This window comes from Massilia sp. IC2-278 (assembly GCF_020708045.1).
Lineage (GTDB): Bacteria > Pseudomonadota > Gammaproteobacteria > Burkholderiales > Burkholderiaceae_D > Telluria.
In genome coordinates this window covers 682,811-697,755 of record NZ_JAJFES010000001.1, presented here as the reverse complement: position 1 = coordinate 697,755, position 14,945 = coordinate 682,811, and the positions used below count along the sequence as shown (strand labels likewise).

Below are 14,945 nucleotides of genomic sequence, written 5' to 3'. Positions count from 1 at the left end.
GGTGGACTCCCGAGTCCACGCTGTCGTACCGGTGCAGACCACAGCGCGCATTTTTCGACATGCACATGCAGTACAGCGTGGACTCGGGAGTCCACCCTACAACTTCGTGGAACAGGATTGCAGGGTGGGTTCGAGAACCCACCCTACGGTTTAGAACTTCGCGCGCACGCCGAACACGAAGTTCCGGCCCGGCAGCGGCGCGATGTCCTTCAGCACCGAGGTCGATACGCGGATATCGTCGTCCAGCAGGTTCTTCGCCAGCAGGAACCAGGTCAGGTCGGTGCTTGCCAGGTGCTGGGTGTACGAGATATTCGCGTTCAGCTGGTTGTAGGCCGGCGTGGCCGTGGTTTCCGAGGCCGCCAGGCGGTCCTGGCCGCGTGCGTGCACCAGCGACAGCCCGCCGCGCCAGTCGCCCTGGCGGTAGCCGACGCTGGCGCCGATGCGGTCGGCCGGCTGCAGCGGCAGGCTGCCGCCCGCATCGAGCTTGCCGCGTGAGGTGTCGGCGAACAGGCGGCCCGACCAGCCGGCGCCGGTCTGGTTCCAGGTCACTTCGGCCTCGGCGCCGCGAATGTGCGCATCGGCCTGCTCGAAGCGGCGCAGGCGCAGTTCATCGCCCGGGTTGCCTTCTTCGTCGACCAACGAGTCGTCGATGCGGCCGTAGATGAAGTCGGACACGTTGTTGCGGTAGGCATTCGCCTTCCAGCGCAGCAGGCCGCTGGTCTTGGCCAGCGACAGCTCGACGTTGCGCGAGATTTCCTTGTCCAGGCTCGGGTTGCCGATGTCGAAAGTGGCGGTGGCGTCGTGCGGGCCACCCGAGTACAGTTCTTCGATGGCCGGCGCGCGCTGGGCGTACGACACGGTGGCGCCCACGCTGTAGCCCGGCGCGAACGGCCAGGCAGCGCCGAAGGAACCGGAACCGAGGTCGAAGCTGCGCTTGAGGTTGCCGACCGGGTCGCGCTCGACGTTCTCGTAGCGCAGGCCGGCGCTCAGGCGCAGCGGGCCGGCATTCGCCTCCTCGACGATGAAGGCGGCGGCGGTCTTCGAGTGCGTGACCGGCACCGTGTCCGGCCCGCCTTCGGCGCTGAGGGCCGAGAAATGGGTGTTCTCGGTCTGCACGCCAAAGGTGCCGTGCAGGCCGGCGACTGGCGCATGCGCCAGCTCGGCGCGCGTTTCCAGCGAGCGGTTGGCGAACAGGACTTCGGGGCCATCTTCGCCCAGCTCGGCGTGCCGGTAGTCGGTGTAGCCGGCCTTGAAGCGGAAGGATTCGAAGCCGGCCAGCGGCGCCTTGACCAGGCTGTCGAAGTCGTAGCGATCCTGCTTCTGGTCGATGCGCGAGCCTTCCAGGCTCGGGATGCCGTACAGGTTGCTCTGGTGCGCGGCCGACAGGCCGGCATAGCCCCAGTCGTCGACCCAGGAGCCGCCGACGCCGATTTCCTTTGCCTCGGTTTCCGAGTTCGGCAGGCGCTTCATGCTGGTGGACGGGTCGTCCAGCACGCGGTTGCCGGGGATCCTGTAGTCGTTCGTCTCGCGCCAGTTGGCGTCGACGTGCATGGCGACGTGGCCGCTCGAACCATCCACGCTGGCCGAGCCGTTGCGGCTGTTGTCGACCGTGCCGTAGCGCGCTTCCACCTGGCCGGTGGGTTTCGGCTCCAGCGTGGTCGGGATGCGTTCGTTGACGATGTTGACCAGGCCGCCGATGGCGCCCGAGCCGTACAGCAGCGCCGCCGGGCCGCGCAGGATTTCGATCTGGCGCGCCACCGCGCCTTCGGAGGCCACGGCGTGGTCGTTCGACAGGCCGGAGACGTCGTTGGTGGCCATGCCGTTTTCCAGCATCTTGACGCGCGAGCCTTCCAGGCCGCGGATCACCGGGCGCGAGGCGCCGGCGCCGAAGGCCGATGCCGAGACGCCGAGTTCCTGCGACAGGGTCTCGCCGATCGAGCTGCCGGTCTTGTCGCGCAGTTCGTCGCCGGCCAGCACCTTGGCCGGGGTGAGGATCTGATCTTCTGCGGCGCTGCGGAAGGGCGAGGCGGTGACCAGCACCTGGGGTACAGCGTCGTCGTGGGTGTGGACGGTTTGCGCCAGGACCGGCGCGTTGAAGGCAAGGAGAATCGCGCTGGCGATCAGCGTGCGTGGGTAGTTCATGGTGGTTCAACCTCTGGCAAAACGGATAACATGCGGCGCCGCCAGGGCGCGTAGGCCGTGGCAGCGGAAAATGAACGGCAGTGTTATCAGGCTTGCGGCGGGCCGCGCGGCTGGAAGACGCAGGAACCGAGGAGGCGGATGCCGGCATCGCAGGCGCCGTCCGGAGTGTCGAAGGCAAGCTGCAGCGGAGTGAAAGCGAGCGCCGGCAGCGGCAGCGCAAAGGCCAGCTGGGCGCTGTCCATGCACAGTGCGCAGGCGTCGTGCGCGGCGCCGCCCGGCAGCTTGCCGGACTTGGCCACGGACTCGCCGACTGTGGCCGTGGCCGTGCCGCGCGCGCCGCCCCAGTCCGTTGCCACGTGCAGGATCGACGCCTGCTGCGCAAGCAGCAGCAGGAGCGACAACAGCACATGGACGATGGAACGGGACATGGAAAAACGGGCGACGGCGAATTCAAACGGCAAGCGGGCATTCTAACCGGAACCGCATGCCCGGCGCTTGCCCGTGGTGTTTTTACCTCAAGGCGCCGCGCGTTCGCCCAGCCAGCGCAGCACGCCGGCGCCGGCCGCGCGCCCGCTGGCAAAGCAGGCGGTGAGCAGGTAGCCGCCGGTCGGCGCTTCCCAGTCGACCATCTCGCCGGCCACGAACACGCCCTGCAGCGCCCGCAGCATGCCGTTGGCATCGATCGATTCGAAGCGCACCCCGCCGGCGCTGCTGATCGCCTCGTCAATCGGGCGTGGACGCTTCAAGACCAGCGGCAGCGCCTTGATCGCCCCTGCCAGGCGTGCGGGATCGTTGTAGCCGGCCGCATCCAGGCATTCGCGCAACAGGCCCGCCTTCACGCCCTTGATGCCGAGCCGGCTTTGCAGGTGGCTCGACATCGAGCGCGAGCCGCGCGGACGCAGCACTTCGGCGCGCACGCGCTCCGCGTCGTGGTCGGGCGCGAGGTCGAGCCAGATCGTGGTGTGTCCGCGCGCCGCGATCTGGTCGCGCAGCGGCGCCGACAGGGCGTACACCAGGCTGCCCTCGATGCCGCTGGCGGTGACGACGAACTGCCCCTGGCGCCGTTCGCGCTGTCCCTCACGGTTCTCGTATTCGACCGCCACCGTGATCAAGGGCGCGCCGGCGTGCTTCTCGCTGAAGTGGGCACTCCAGTCGGTGTCGAAGCCGCAGTTCGAGGGCACCAGCGGCGCGACCTCGACGCCGCGCGCTTCCAGCAGCGGCACCCAGGCGCCGTCCGAACCGAGGCGCGCCCAACTGGCTCCGCCCAGGGCCAGGATGGTGGCGTCGGCGTTGACCAGCGTTTCGCCCTCGGGCGTGGCGAAGACCAGCTGGCCGTCGCGCCAGCCCTGCCAGCGGTGGCGGGTGTGCAGGCGCACGCCGGCTTCGCGCAGGCGGTGCAGCCAGGCGCGCAGCAGTGGCGCGGCTTTCATTTCGAGCGGGAACACGCGGCCCGAGGTGCCGACGAAGGTGTCGATGCCGAGGCCGTGGATCCAGTCGCGCACGCCCTGCGGCGTGAAGCCGCGCAGCCATGCGTCGGCCTCGGCGCTGCGCGCACCGTAGCGGGCCACGAAGGGGGCATACGGCTCGGAGTGCGTGATGTTCATGCCGCCCTTCCCCGCTAGCAGGAACTTGCGTCCGCTCGACGCCATCGCATCGTAGACGTCGACCGCGACGCCATGTGACGCCAGGACTTCGGCGGCCATCAGGCCGGCCGGGCCGCCTCCGATGATGGCGACGCGGGAAACAGGGGGGGAAGATGCGGACATGCTGGAGGACAGTGAAAGTCGGAGGCCGCATTGTAGTCGAGATCGCACCGGCAAATAAAATGTAAAGGGTGCTTGACATCGGATTCGGCCCGAACCACAATGTAAAGCATACTTTACATGGAGCCGACATGCACGAAAAACGCGTTACCAGGGCCTATCACCGCGAACTGTTCGGCGCCATCGCGCTCTACATCGTCCTGCTGATGGCGGCCATCCGCTACGGGCGGCCGATGGATGACGGCATGCTACGCACCCTGGTGCTGGTGAGCCCGATGATCGGCTTCGGCGTCATGATCTGGGCCATCGCCCGCCACCTGGCGCGGGTCGACGAATTCATTCGCAAGCAGCTGATGGAAAACGTGGCGCTGGCCTCGGCGATCACCGCCGGCCTCACCTTCACCTATGGGTTCCTGGAAACCGCAGGCTACCCGAAGCTGTCGATGTTCACGGTCTGGTGCGTGCTGTGCGGCGCCACGGGCGTCGTCTGCATCGCGCGCAAGCTGATCGACCGGTAAGCACGGCAGATGAAAAACCTCATCCGCGAACTGCGCGCCGAACACGGCTGGAGCCAGGCCCACCTGGCCGAGCTGCTGGACGTGTCGCGCCAGACCGTGATCGCCATCGAGAACGGCAAGTACGACCCCAGCCTGCCGCTCGCCTTTGCGATCTCGAAGATCTTCAAGCAACCCATCGAAGCGATTTTTACCCCCAACCAGGAGCCAGCATGAAAGCAGCATTGTTGTTCGCATTGATCCTCGGCGCCGCGGCGCCCGCCATGGCACAGGACGCGCCGCAGCCTGCCAACCGTTTTGCCGCCAGCCTCGCACCCGCCGAACGCTTCGAGCTCAAGGGCATGCTGGTCGAGCGCCACGGCAGCGGCGCGCGCCCGCTGGTCTTGATCCCCGGCCTGTCCAGCGGCGCCTGGGTGTGGCAGGAAACGGTGCGCGAACTGGGGAGTGGCTACACGATCTACGTGGTCACCCTGCCCGGCTTCGATGGCCGCCCTGCGCTTGAAGGCGACCCCTTCGACAACGCGAAGGCCGCGCTGGCCGAACTGATCGCCGCACGCAAGCTCGCCAGGCCGGTGCTGGTCGGGCACAGCCTGGGCGCCACGCTGTCGATCGCGCTGGCCGAGGACCTGCCCGGCGCACTCGGCGGCGTGGTCGCCATCGACGGCCTGCCGGTCTTCCCGCGCACCGAGGACATGCCGCCCGCGCAGCGTCCGGCGATGGCCGAGGCGGTGCGCCGGCAGATGGCGGCGGCGGCCGGGCCGGCGTTCGCGGCGCAGCAGCGGCAGTACATGCGCACCATCGGCCTGGTCGACATGGGCAAGGCCGACGACGTGGCCATGCTCACCTCGCGCAGCGACCCCATCGCGGTGGCGGACTATGCCGCCTCGGTGATGGCGCGCGACCTGCGCCCGGGCCTGGCGAACATTCGCGTACCGGTGCTGGTGCTCGCGCCCACCTATGGCCCGGATGCGGCCCTGACGGGGATGTCCGGCAGCGAGAAGGTGGCGTATTATCGGGAACTGATGACCGGCACCTTGACGCTGGACGTCAAACCCATCGACAACGCGCGCCACTTCGCCATGCTCGACCAGCCCCGTGCCGTGAACGACGCGTTGCGCCAATTCCTGAACAACCTGTAAGGAGACACCCATGTCCGCAACCATGCCCCCCATGTCCCACTGGATCGGCCAGTACGCGTTTGCCGCCGGCTCGATGTTCGCCCTGCTGCTCGTGGTCGACGTGCTGGTGCGCGGCGAAGCCTTTGCCCGCGCCTGGCCCTCGGCCCTGGCCTGGGCGGCGGTCGCCTCGGCGCTTTTCATCGGCCGCCGGTACTACAACATGCGCAAGGGCCTGGACTGCGCGGTGTGCGAACGGCTCGACAAGAAATAAGGCGTTTTTCTCCACGATGAACGATGCGCGGTATCAGGGTTGTCCCGCTGGACAAGCCTGATACTGTTGCCCTCGTTGCTGCCCTCGTTGCTGTGCTCCCCGGCGCGTTATTCATCCTGCATTTGTTAAGTCAACAATATTCTTCTTGACAAGGAATGTCATGAGAATATTCTTATACAGACGCAGGTGAACGATGCAGCTCCCCGATGGGCGCACGATTCGCCGGGTCGTTCAATCATCTTGGAGGATGAGTATGTCGGAAATGTCACGGCCATCTTTGGCTCGCAGGACAGTGCTGGGTGCGCTCGCATCCAGTCCTTTGTGGCTCGGCAGCGCATGGGCCGCTTCGCAGTCGATGAAGATCTCGCATCAATTCCCCGGCGGTAGCATCACGGAAGGCGACTTCCGCGACCGCCTGTGCCGCATGTTCGCTACCGAGGTGGAAAAACGCACGCGCGGCAGCCTGAAGTTCTCGATCTACCCGAATTCGTCGCTGATGCAGCCGAACGCCCAGTTCGGCGCGCTGCGCAAGGGCAGCCTCGACCTGGCGCTGGTGCCGCTGTCGTATGCCGGCGCCGAATCGCCCGAGGCGAACATCGGCCTGATGCCGGGCCTGGTGACCTCTTACCAGCAGGGCTACGCCTGGAAAAACGCCGAGGTCGGCAAGGAGCTGATGCGCATCCTCGACAGCCAGGGCCTGGTCCTGATCAGCTGGATCTGGCAGGCCGGCGGCGTGGCCTCGCGCGGCGCGGAGCCGATCCTGCGCCCGGAACAGGTGCAGGGCCTGAAGACCCGCGGCGGCTCGCACGAGATGGACCTGATCCTGCGCGACGCCGGCGCCACCATCGTCAACATGCCCTCGAACGAGATCCACGACGCCATGAAGAGCGGCGCGCTGGATGCGGCGTTTACTTCGTCGACCTCGCTCATCACCTTCCGCCTGGCCGACGTGGCGCGTTCGGTGACCACCGCGCGCGGCGGCGGCTACTGGTTCATGTTCGAGCCGCTGATGATGTCGCGGACCGTGTTCTCGCGCCTGAGCAAGTCGCAGCAGGAGGCGATCATGACCGTTGGCGCCGACCTGGAAAAGTTCGCGATGCGCATGGCCATGGCCGACGACCAGGCGGTGGCCGGCTACTACTCGCGCACCGGCGCGCGCGTGGCGGACATGGATGCGGAGTCGCTCAAGCAGTGGCAGGCGGTTGCCCGCACCACGGCCTGGCGCGAGTTCGGCGGGCGCAACGACAACTGCGCCAAGCTGCTGGCGCTGGCCGAGAAATCGATCGCGGCGTTGTGATCGGTAGGGTGGACGGGTTCCCCGTCCACCCTGCGGCTATCGCCAGCCGGCGTTTTTTTACCCGCCCGTCACGGGCGGGAAGAACGCCACTTCTCCACCTTCGACAATCGCCGTCTCCGGCGCGCACATCACGTGGTTGAAGGCCATGCGCAGCGCGCGTCCGTGCGCCAGGGTTTCGGCCCAGGCGCCGCCGCGCGCGATCAGGTAGTCGCGTACCGCACCCACGGTGCGCACGTCGTCGGGTAGTTCCACACGCTCCTGCGCCAGGCCCAAAGCCTCGCGCACGGAGGCAAAAAATCGCAGTTCGATGTACATGGTGTCAGTGCTGGAGTTCGGCAAACGGGATGAAGCGCACGATGTCGCCTTCGTTGATCACGCGTCCCGGCGGGTTGTCGACCAGGCCGTCGCCCCACACGGTGGAGGTCAGCACGCCCGAACCCTGGTTGGTGAACAGCTCCAGCCCGCCGCCGGCGTTCACGCGCACGCGCAGGAATTCGTTGCGGCGGTCGGCCTTCGGCAGGCTGAAGTCGGCGCGCATCTGGTAGGCGCGCGGCTCGACCGGGCCGCTCACGCCCTGCAGGCGCAGCAGGAAAGGCCGCACGAACAACAGGAAGGTAATGAAGCTCGACACCGGATTGCCCGGCAGGCCGATAAAGTAAGCAGCCCCGGTGGGGCTGCTTACGCTGCTGCCATTCTCACGATGCACGTTGCCGAACGCCAGCGGCTTGCCCGGCTTGACGGCGATCTGCCACATGTTCAGCTGCCCTTCCGCTTCCACGGCCGGCTTGATGTGGTCTTCCTCGCCCACCGACACGCCGCCCGAGGTGATGATCAGGTCGTGCTCGCGCGCCGCTGCGCGCAGCGTGGCGCGGGTGGCGTCCAGCGAATCGGGCACGATGCCGAAGTCGGTGATCTGGCAGCCGAAATTTTCCAGCAGGCCGCGCAGGGTGAAGCGGTTCGAGTTGTAGATGGCGCCCGGCGCCAGCTGGCCATTCGGCGCTTCGCCCGGCATGGTCAGTTCGTCGCCGGTGAAGAACACGGCCACGCGCACGCGGCGGCACACCGGCAGCGTCGCAAGCCCAACCGAGGCAGCCAGTCCCAGTTCCTGGCTGCGCAGGCGCGTGCCGGCAGCGAGGATGGTGGAGCCGGCGACGATGTCTTCGCCGGTGCGGCGGATCCATTCGCCGGCCTTTGGCGTGTGGCGGATCACCACGTTCTCGCCCTGGGCTTCGCACTGCTCCTGCATCACCACCGCGTCGGCCCCTTGCGGGATCATTGCGCCGGTGAAGATGCGCGCGGCGGTGCCGGGTTCGAGCGGCTCGCCAACCGTGCCAGCCGGGATGCGCTGGGCCACGCGCAGGACGGCGCCGCCATTGATGCACTCAAGCGCGCGCACGGCGTAGCCGTCCATCTGCGTGTTGTCGGCGGAAGGCACATCGATGGTCGAGGCCTGGTCCTGGGCCAGCACGCGGCCGTTGGCCTCGAGCGTGGCGATTTGTTCGGTGTCGGCTACGGGGTGCACGGCGGCGAGCAGCGTGTCGAGCGCTTCGCGCACGGTCAGCATCGCCCGCGCCGGCGCGGGTTTGTCGTTCGTTGGGGTCATGGTTACAGTCCGGTGTGCGCGGCGATGAAGGTCTTCATTTCGTCGACGTTCGGGCGCATCAGCACGAATTTTTGCGGCAGCAGCTCGAGGTCCTCGAAGCCGGCGGGACGCTCAGCATCGACCCCGATCGCTTCCAGGATGGTTTCATTGAATTTGGCAGCGAGCGCGGTTTCCAGCACGATCATCGGCACGCCGGCTTCGATGTGCTCGCGCGCGACCTTGATGCCGTCGGCGGTGTGGGTATCGACGGTGATGCCATAGTCGTCGAAGGCCATGCGGATGGTGTCGAGGCGGTCGGCGTGGGTCGACTTGCCCGAGGCGAAGCCGTACTCGCCGACGCGGGCGAATTCGTCGCCGTCGCTGCCCGGCCCGCCGGAGAGGTCGAAGCCGCCGTGGGTGTCGACCTTGCGGAACAGCGCCGCGGTGCGTTCGCTGTCCTGGCCGACCAGGTCGTAGACGAAGCGCTCGAAGTTCGAGGCCTTCGAGATGTCCATCGACGGGCTGCTGGTGTGGTAGGTCTCGGCGCTCTTGCGTACACGGTAGACGCCGGTGCGGAAGAATTCGTCGAGCACGTCGTTCTCGTTGGTGGCAACCACCAGCTTATGAATCGGCAGCCCCATCATGCGCGCGATGTGGCCGGCGCAGATGTTGCCGAAGTTCCCCGAGGGGACGGTGAACGACACCTTTTGCTCGTTGCCGGTCGTCGCTGCCAGGTAGCCGCGGAAGTAATAGACCACCTGCGCGACCACGCGCGCCCAGTTGATGGAGTTGACGGTGCCGATCTTGTGGCGCGCCTTGAACGACAAATCGTTCGAGACCGCCTTGACCATGTCCTGGCAGTCGTCGAATACGCCTTCGACCGCGATGTTGAAGATGTTCGGGTCCTGCAGGCTGAACATCTGCGCGGTCTGGAAGGCGCTCATCTTCTCGTTCGGCGACAACATGAACACGCGCACGCCGCGCTTGCCGCGCATCGCGTACTCGGCGGCGCTGCCGGTGTCGCCCGAGGTGGCGCCGAAGATGTTCAGTTCGTCGTCGTTCTTGGCCAGCGCGTATTCGAACAGATTGCCGAGCAATTGCATGGCCATGTCCTTGAAGGCCAGGGTCGGGCCGTTGGACAGGGCTTGCAGGATCAGCTTGCGGCCGTTTTCGTCTTCCAGGGTGCGCAGCGGGGTGATGTCGGCGGCGGATTCGCCCTCGCGTGCGTTGCGGTAGACCTCGGGCGTGTAGGTTTTCGCGGTGAGCGCCTTCAGGTCGGCGTCCGGGATGTCGGTCGCGAACTTGCGCAGGATTTCATAGGCCAGCTCGGCGTAGGAGAGCTTGCGCCAGGCGGTCAGCTCGTCGTTCGTCACCTGCGGGTAGGTGGCCGGCATGAACAGGCCGCCATCGGGGGCCAGGCCGCCGAGCAGGATGGTCGAGAAGGTTTCCGGATTGCGGGAAGCGGACGCGCTCGTTGCGCGGGTAGACACATATTGCATACGTAAATGATCCGGTTGGGCTCGCGTTGATTCTTTTATTATAGTGCGGGCCGGCAGATCCTGTATGTGTGGTCGAGATTGTGTAGGGAATCGTTGGCGGCGACCGTACGGTGGGCACGCTGTGCCCACGCGGATGCATGCGTCGCGTTGGCGCATGCAGGAATCGAAAACGACGCGTTTCGACAGCGCCTCTGGAAGCGCCGCGATAACGCGTCGGTTTCGATGTGGAAGAAGCTAACGCTGCGCTGGCTTCCGCGTGGGCACTTCGTGTTTGAGGCCCCCGGCCTCAAACACCCCACCGTACGGTTGCAGCTGCGGGCCGGACGTCTGGTGCGGGATCGCGACCGCTGGATCAGCAAGCCGCGTGATTAACGGTCACCACATGCACCGCCAACCCGCCCAGCGAGGTTTCCTTGTACTTCGCCTGCATATCCGCCCCCGTCTGGCGCATGGTCTCGATCACGTTGTCCAGGCTGACGAAGTGGGTGCCGTCGCCCTTCAGCGCCAGCGAGGCCGCCGTGATCGCCTTGATCGCGCCCATGCCGTTACGCTCGATGCAGGGAATCTGCACCAGACCGCCGATCGGGTCGCAGGTCATGCCGAGGTGGTGTTCGATGCCGATTTCGGCCGCGTTCTCGATACGCTCGTTCGACCCGCCGAGCGCCGCCACCAGGCCGGCCGCGGCCATCGCGCAGGCCACGCCGACTTCGCCCTGGCAGCCGACTTCGGCGCCCGAGATCGAGGCGTTCTTCTTGCACAGCATGCCGATCGCGCTCGAGGTCAGCAGGAAGTCGCGGATGCCTTTCGCTGCATCGGTTGGGCGGCAGTCCTCGGCGTAGTAGCGCAGTACCGCCGGGATGATGCCGGCCGCGCCATTCGTCGGCGCCGTCACCACACGCCCGCCCGCCGCATTTTCTTCGTTCACCGCCATCGCATACAGCGTCACATGGTGGGTCGCATCGTGCGGCAGTTCGTTGACGCGCTTGCCCTCGTTGCAGTGCGCCTGCTTCCACAAGGTGGCAGCGCGGCGCTTGACGTTCAGGCCACCCGGCAGCTGGCCTTCGGTGACGAGACCATGGGCGATGCAGTCGCGCATCGTAACCCAGATGCGGTCCAGGCCCGCATCCAGCTCTGCCTCGCTCATGCGCACCAGTTCATTTGCGCGCAGCATGTGCGGGATCGACAGGCCGTGCTGCTTGCCGTGGGCCAGCAGTTCGCTCATGGTGTCGAAGGGGAACGGCACCTGCGTCTGCGGCGCTTCGTTCGAGCGCGTCTGCGCTTCGCCGGCCGCGGTGATGAAGCCGCCGCCGACCGAATAATAAATGCGCTCGATGACGCTGCCGTCTTTCAGCTGCAGCACGAAGCGCATGCCGTTCGGGTGCTCGGGCAGGGTCGAGGTCTTGTGCCAGACCAGATTGCTGCGCGCCGTGAACGGCACTTCGTGCGTGCCGAGGAGGCGCAGCACGCCGTCGAGCTCCGCTTCAGCCAGCTTGTCCTCGACCGTGTCCGGGTCGATGTCCTGCGGGGTCTCGCCCATCAGGCCGAGGATCACCGCCTTGTCCGTAGCGTGGCCGACGCCGGTCAGCGCCAGCGAACCGTACAGGTGGGCTTCGACGCCGACCGCTTCATCGAGCGCGCCCGACTCCAGCAGGAAGCGGCGCGCCGCCACCATCGGGCCCACCGTGTGCGAGCTCGATGGCCCGATACCGATCTTGAACAGATCGAAAACGCTCATGTCCATCTTTGTCTCCGGCTTTTCTTATTATGCGATGGATTAAGCGGTGGCGCCGACGTCGATGTTCTCGAGCATGCTCGACACCATCTCTTCGATGCCGACACGCGCCTTCCAGCCCCAGTCCGCCGTGGCGCGGCTGTCGTCCAGGCTCTTCGGCCAGGTATCGGCAATCGCCTGGCGGCTGTCGGGCTTGTAAGCGATCTCGAATGCCGGCACGGCCTTCTGGATCGCGGCAGCCAGTTCGCGCGGGTTGAACGACACGCCGGCCACGTTGTACGAGGAGCGGATCTTCACTTGCTCGGCTGGCGCGTCCATCAGTTCGATGGTGGCGCGGATCGCGTCCGGCATGTAGATCATCGGCAGCGTGGTCTCGGGACCCAGGAAGCACTCGTAGGTCTCGCCCTTGAGCGCCGAATGGAAGATGGCGATGGCGTAGTCGGTGGTGCCGCCGCCCGGAGGCGACTTGAAGCTGATGATGCCGGGGTAGCGGATCGAGCGCACGTCCACGCCGTACTTGGTGTGGTAGTACTCGCACAGGCGCTCGCCGGCCAGCTTGCTGATGCCGTAGATCGTGGTCGGGTCCATCACCGTGTACTGCGCGGTGTTCTCGGCCGGGGTGTTCGGGCCGAAGGCGGCAATCGACGATGGCCAGAACACTTTCAGCGGCTTGCCGGCCTCGCCACGCTCGCGCGCGACTTCCAGGATGTTCAGCAGGCCGTCCATGTTCAGGGTCCAGGCCTTCAGAGGCGCCTTTTCGCCGGTGGCCGACAGCAGCGCGGCGAGCTGGTAGACCTGGGTGATGCCTTCATCGGCGATCACCTGCGCCAGCTTGTCCTTGTCCAGCACGTCGAGCTGGGCGTAGCGCGCCGCGCCGTAGACGTTGTTGCTGCCGATGTCGGTGGCGAGCACATTCCCGGCGCCGTGTTGTTCTGCGAGTGCGGAGACCAGTTCGCTGCCGATCTGGCCGTTGGCGCCGATGATGAGGAGTCGTTCCATTTGCTGATATTCCTTGAAGCCTGATGAATTAATTATTCTTGAGGATGCCGAGCTCTTTGCCGGCCTGCTCGAAGGCGGCCAGCACGGTGTCGAGCTGTTCGCGGGTATGGGCGGCGGACAACTGGACGCGCACGCGCGCCTGGCCCATCGGCACCACCGGGTAGAAGAAGCCCGACAGCAGCACGCCCAGTTCGAACATGCGCGCGGCGAATTTCTGTGCCACCGGCGCGTCGAACAGCATCACCGGCACCACCGGGTGCGTGCCCGGCTTGATGGTGAAGCCGATACGCTCGATCTCCTTGCGGAAGTAGGCGGTGTTTTCCATCAGGCGGTCGCGCAGTTCGGTCGACTTGCTGATGCGGTCCAGCACGGCGAGCGAGGCGCCGGCGATCATCGGCGCCAGGGTATTCGAGAACAGGTAAGGACGCGACTTCTGGCGCAGGGTCTCGATGACTTCCTTGCGGCCCGAGGTGAAGCCGCCCATCGCGCCGCCCAGGGCCTTGCCGAGGGTGCCGGTGATGATGTCGATCTTGCCGATCACGCCGCAGTGCTCGTGGGTGCCGCGGCCGGTGGCGCCGAGGAAGCCCGAGGCGTGCGATTCGTCGATCAGGGTCAGGGCGCCATACTTTTCTGCCAGTTCGACGATCTTGTCGAGCTGGGCGATGGTGCCGTCCATCGAGAAGGCGCCGTCGGTGACGATGACCTTGTGGCGCTTGCCGGCGGCGGTGGCGGCCTGCAGTTGCGCTTCCAGGTCGGCCATGTCGTTGTTGGCGTAGCGGTAGCGCGCGGCCTTGCACAGGCGGATGCCGTCGATCAGCGAGGCGTGGTTCAGGGCGTCGGAGATGATGGCGTCGTTTTCGTCGAACAGCGGCTCGAACACGCCGCCGTTGGCGTCGAACGCGGCGGCGTACAGGATGGTGTCTTCGGTACCGAGGAACTTCGACAGCGCCTGTTCCAGTTCCTTGTGCACGGTCTGGGTGCCGCAGATGAAGCGCACCGACGACAGGCCGTAGCCGTACTTGGCCAGCGCGGCTTCGGCCGCTTTCTGGGTTTCGGCATCGCCCGATAGGCCCAGGTAGTTATTCGCGCACATGTTGATCAGGGTGCGGCCGTCTTCCGACTGCACCTCGGCGCCCTGGCGCGAGGCCAGCACGCGCTCGGGCTTGAACAGGCCCTGGTCGCGCAGGGTCGACAGATTGTTCTGCAGGCCAGTATAAAAGGCGTTCTTCGCTTGTTCGCTCATGTGATTTCCCTGTCTGTGGTTGCCGGCTTGACCGGCCGTTGGACTATGCTGTACCGTTGACCGCTTGTTGTACCAGTTCGGTGCCGCGCTGCTTTTTCGCTATCTCGAACTGAAATTCAATATAATGAATATTACGCCGACCTGTTGAACTTGGCAAGGTCCGGCGGCTCTCCATTTACTGGCGCCTGAAAACGATGAAAACCCTGGTCACGACGAATAATGCCCCGCCGGAAGTCGGCGCCACCCTGCAGCGCCTGCGCCTGGCGCGCGGCCTGACGCTGGAGGACCTGTCGCGCATCGCGGGGGTGTCGAAGTCGATGCTGTCCCAGATCGAGCGTGAAAAGGCGAATCCTACCATTGCCATCACCTGGCGTCTGGCGAATGCGCTCGGCGTGCAGATCGGCGAATTGCTGGCATCGGAAACCCCGAACGTGGAGTCGATCCGCGTGCTCGATGCGCACGAGACCCCTACCCTGCCCGGCACGCATGCCGGCTACACCCTGCGCATCCTGGGGCCGATGGAACTGGCCGGGCAATACGAATGGTATGAGCTGACGCTGGCGCCGGGCGGCGAACTGGCGTCGCAGGCGCATGACCCGGGCACGAAGGAGCACATGACCGTGATCAATGGCACGCTGGAGATCGAAGTCGGCGCATCGAAGCGCAAGGTCAAGGCGGGCGGGACGGCGCGCTATCCGGCGGACCAGGATCATGTGCTGAGAAATGTGGGCAAGACCGAGGCCAAGGCCTTGTTGGTGGTCGTGCACCGCTAAATTCCTCCAAG

Annotated in this window: 15 protein-coding genes; 6 read left to right on the top strand and 9 right to left on the bottom strand. The window is 66.1% G+C overall.

What is annotated here, in order from left to right; genetic code table 11:
- Positions 1-150: 150 nt before the first annotated feature.
- The 3 genes from LK540_RS03050 to LK540_RS03040 form a co-directional block, all read right to left on the bottom strand.
- Positions 151-2,142 carry a TonB-dependent receptor gene (locus LK540_RS03050; RefSeq protein WP_229435553.1) on the bottom strand — a complete coding sequence of 664 codons (1,992 nt, stop codon included), beginning with the start codon at positions 2,140-2,142 and terminating at the stop codon, positions 151-153.
- Positions 2,143-2,228: 86 nt separating this feature from the next.
- Positions 2,229-2,570: a hypothetical protein gene (locus tag LK540_RS03045; RefSeq protein ID WP_229435552.1), complete on the bottom strand. Its 342-nt coding sequence runs from the start codon at positions 2,568-2,570 to the stop codon at positions 2,229-2,231.
- A gap of 87 nt (positions 2,571-2,657) precedes the next feature.
- The gene (locus LK540_RS03040) at positions 2,658-3,908 is read right to left on the bottom strand and encodes a TIGR03862 family flavoprotein (protein ID WP_229435551.1); all 1,251 of its coding nucleotides are present in this window, start codon (positions 3,906-3,908) and stop codon (positions 2,658-2,660) included.
- A gap of 128 nt (positions 3,909-4,036) precedes the next feature.
- Between LK540_RS03040 and LK540_RS03035 the strand changes: the two genes are divergently transcribed.
- The 5 genes from LK540_RS03035 to dctP all read left to right on the top strand — a co-directional run bounded on the left by LK540_RS03035 (position 4,037) and on the right by dctP (position 7,106).
- Positions 4,037-4,423 (top strand): hypothetical protein, encoded by a 387-nt coding sequence (locus LK540_RS03035; RefSeq protein WP_229435550.1) that lies wholly within the window; start codon positions 4,037-4,039, stop codon positions 4,421-4,423.
- A 9-nt stretch (positions 4,424-4,432) separates the two neighbouring features.
- Positions 4,433-4,636, top strand: coding sequence for a helix-turn-helix transcriptional regulator (locus LK540_RS03030; RefSeq protein WP_229435549.1), 204 nt, complete (start codon positions 4,433-4,435; stop codon positions 4,634-4,636).
- On the top strand, positions 4,633-5,559 hold the full coding sequence (locus tag LK540_RS03025) for an alpha/beta fold hydrolase (RefSeq protein WP_229435548.1): 927 nt from the start codon (positions 4,633-4,635) through the stop codon (positions 5,557-5,559). Before LK540_RS03030 ends, LK540_RS03025 begins: the two co-directional genes overlap by 4 nt.
- Before the next feature lie 10 nt (positions 5,560-5,569).
- On the top strand, positions 5,570-5,809 hold the full coding sequence (locus LK540_RS03020; protein WP_229435547.1) for a hypothetical protein: 240 nt from the start codon (positions 5,570-5,572) through the stop codon (positions 5,807-5,809).
- 262 nt (positions 5,810-6,071) lie between these two features.
- Entirely contained in the window at positions 6,072-7,106 is a 1,035-nt protein-coding gene (gene dctP / locus LK540_RS03015) for a TRAP transporter substrate-binding protein DctP (protein ID WP_374041314.1), read from the top strand.
- A gap of 57 nt (positions 7,107-7,163) precedes the next feature.
- Here the strand turns inward: dctP and moaD are convergent, their stop codons facing one another.
- From moaD to kbl, 6 genes are all read right to left on the bottom strand, one after another.
- Positions 7,164-7,421 carry a molybdopterin converting factor subunit 1 gene (moaD, locus tag LK540_RS03010; RefSeq protein ID WP_229435545.1) on the bottom strand — a complete coding sequence of 86 codons (258 nt, stop codon included), beginning with the start codon at positions 7,419-7,421 and terminating at the stop codon, positions 7,164-7,166.
- 4 nt (positions 7,422-7,425) lie between these two features.
- The gene (glp, locus tag LK540_RS03005) at positions 7,426-8,670 is read right to left on the bottom strand and encodes a gephyrin-like molybdotransferase Glp (protein ID WP_229435914.1); all 1,245 of its coding nucleotides are present in this window, start codon (positions 8,668-8,670) and stop codon (positions 7,426-7,428) included.
- Between the two features lie 41 nt (positions 8,671-8,711).
- Complete coding sequence (thrC, locus tag LK540_RS03000) at positions 8,712-10,187, bottom strand: threonine synthase (protein WP_229435544.1); 1,476 nt, start codon at positions 10,185-10,187, stop codon at positions 8,712-8,714.
- Between the two features lie 352 nt (positions 10,188-10,539).
- On the bottom strand, positions 10,540-11,928 hold the full coding sequence (locus LK540_RS02995; protein ID WP_229435543.1) for an L-serine ammonia-lyase: 1,389 nt from the start codon (positions 11,926-11,928) through the stop codon (positions 10,540-10,542).
- Positions 11,929-11,961: 33 nt separating this feature from the next.
- The gene (locus LK540_RS02990; RefSeq protein ID WP_229435542.1) at positions 11,962-12,918 is read right to left on the bottom strand and encodes an NAD-dependent epimerase/dehydratase family protein; all 957 of its coding nucleotides are present in this window, start codon (positions 12,916-12,918) and stop codon (positions 11,962-11,964) included.
- 28 nt (positions 12,919-12,946) lie between these two features.
- The gene (gene kbl, locus LK540_RS02985) at positions 12,947-14,161 is read right to left on the bottom strand and encodes a glycine C-acetyltransferase (protein WP_229435541.1); all 1,215 of its coding nucleotides are present in this window, start codon (positions 14,159-14,161) and stop codon (positions 12,947-12,949) included.
- A 194-nt stretch (positions 14,162-14,355) separates the two neighbouring features.
- Between kbl and LK540_RS02980 the strand changes: the two genes are divergently transcribed.
- Positions 14,356-14,934 (top strand): helix-turn-helix domain-containing protein, encoded by a 579-nt coding sequence (locus LK540_RS02980; protein WP_229435540.1) that lies wholly within the window; start codon positions 14,356-14,358, stop codon positions 14,932-14,934.
- Positions 14,935-14,945 lie beyond the last annotated feature (11 nt).

What these genes read in the sequence shown, in the direction of transcription:
- LK540_RS03050 (WP_229435553.1), bottom strand. Translation starts at nt 2,142, where the DNA reads ATGAACTACCCACGCACGCTGATCGCCAGCGCGATTCTCCTTGCCTTC.
- LK540_RS03045 (WP_229435552.1), bottom strand. Translation starts at nt 2,570, where the DNA reads ATGTCCCGTTCCATCGTCCATGTGCTGTTGTCGCTCCTGCTGCTGCTT.
- LK540_RS03040 (WP_229435551.1), bottom strand. Translation starts at nt 3,908, where the DNA reads ATGTCCGCATCTTCCCCCCCTGTTTCCCGCGTCGCCATCATCGGAGGC.
- LK540_RS03035 (WP_229435550.1), top strand. Translation starts at nt 4,037, where the DNA reads ATGCACGAAAAACGCGTTACCAGGGCCTATCACCGCGAACTGTTCGGC.
- LK540_RS03030 (WP_229435549.1), top strand. Translation starts at nt 4,433, where the DNA reads ATGAAAAACCTCATCCGCGAACTGCGCGCCGAACACGGCTGGAGCCAG.
- LK540_RS03025 (WP_229435548.1), top strand. Translation starts at nt 4,633, where the DNA reads ATGAAAGCAGCATTGTTGTTCGCATTGATCCTCGGCGCCGCGGCGCCC.
- LK540_RS03020 (WP_229435547.1), top strand. Translation starts at nt 5,570, where the DNA reads ATGTCCGCAACCATGCCCCCCATGTCCCACTGGATCGGCCAGTACGCG.
- dctP (WP_374041314.1), top strand. Translation starts at nt 6,072, where the DNA reads ATGTCACGGCCATCTTTGGCTCGCAGGACAGTGCTGGGTGCGCTCGCA.
- moaD (WP_229435545.1), bottom strand. Translation starts at nt 7,421, where the DNA reads ATGTACATCGAACTGCGATTTTTTGCCTCCGTGCGCGAGGCTTTGGGC.
- glp (WP_229435914.1), bottom strand. Translation starts at nt 8,670, where the DNA reads ATGCTGACCGTGCGCGAAGCGCTCGACACGCTGCTCGCCGCCGTGCAC.
- thrC (WP_229435544.1), bottom strand. Translation starts at nt 10,187, where the DNA reads ATGCAATATGTGTCTACCCGCGCAACGAGCGCGTCCGCTTCCCGCAAT.
- LK540_RS02995 (WP_229435543.1), bottom strand. Translation starts at nt 11,928, where the DNA reads ATGGACATGAGCGTTTTCGATCTGTTCAAGATCGGTATCGGGCCATCG.
- LK540_RS02990 (WP_229435542.1), bottom strand. Translation starts at nt 12,918, where the DNA reads ATGGAACGACTCCTCATCATCGGCGCCAACGGCCAGATCGGCAGCGAA.
- kbl (WP_229435541.1), bottom strand. Translation starts at nt 14,161, where the DNA reads ATGAGCGAACAAGCGAAGAACGCCTTTTATACTGGCCTGCAGAACAAT.
- LK540_RS02980 (WP_229435540.1), top strand. Translation starts at nt 14,356, where the DNA reads ATGAAAACCCTGGTCACGACGAATAATGCCCCGCCGGAAGTCGGCGCC.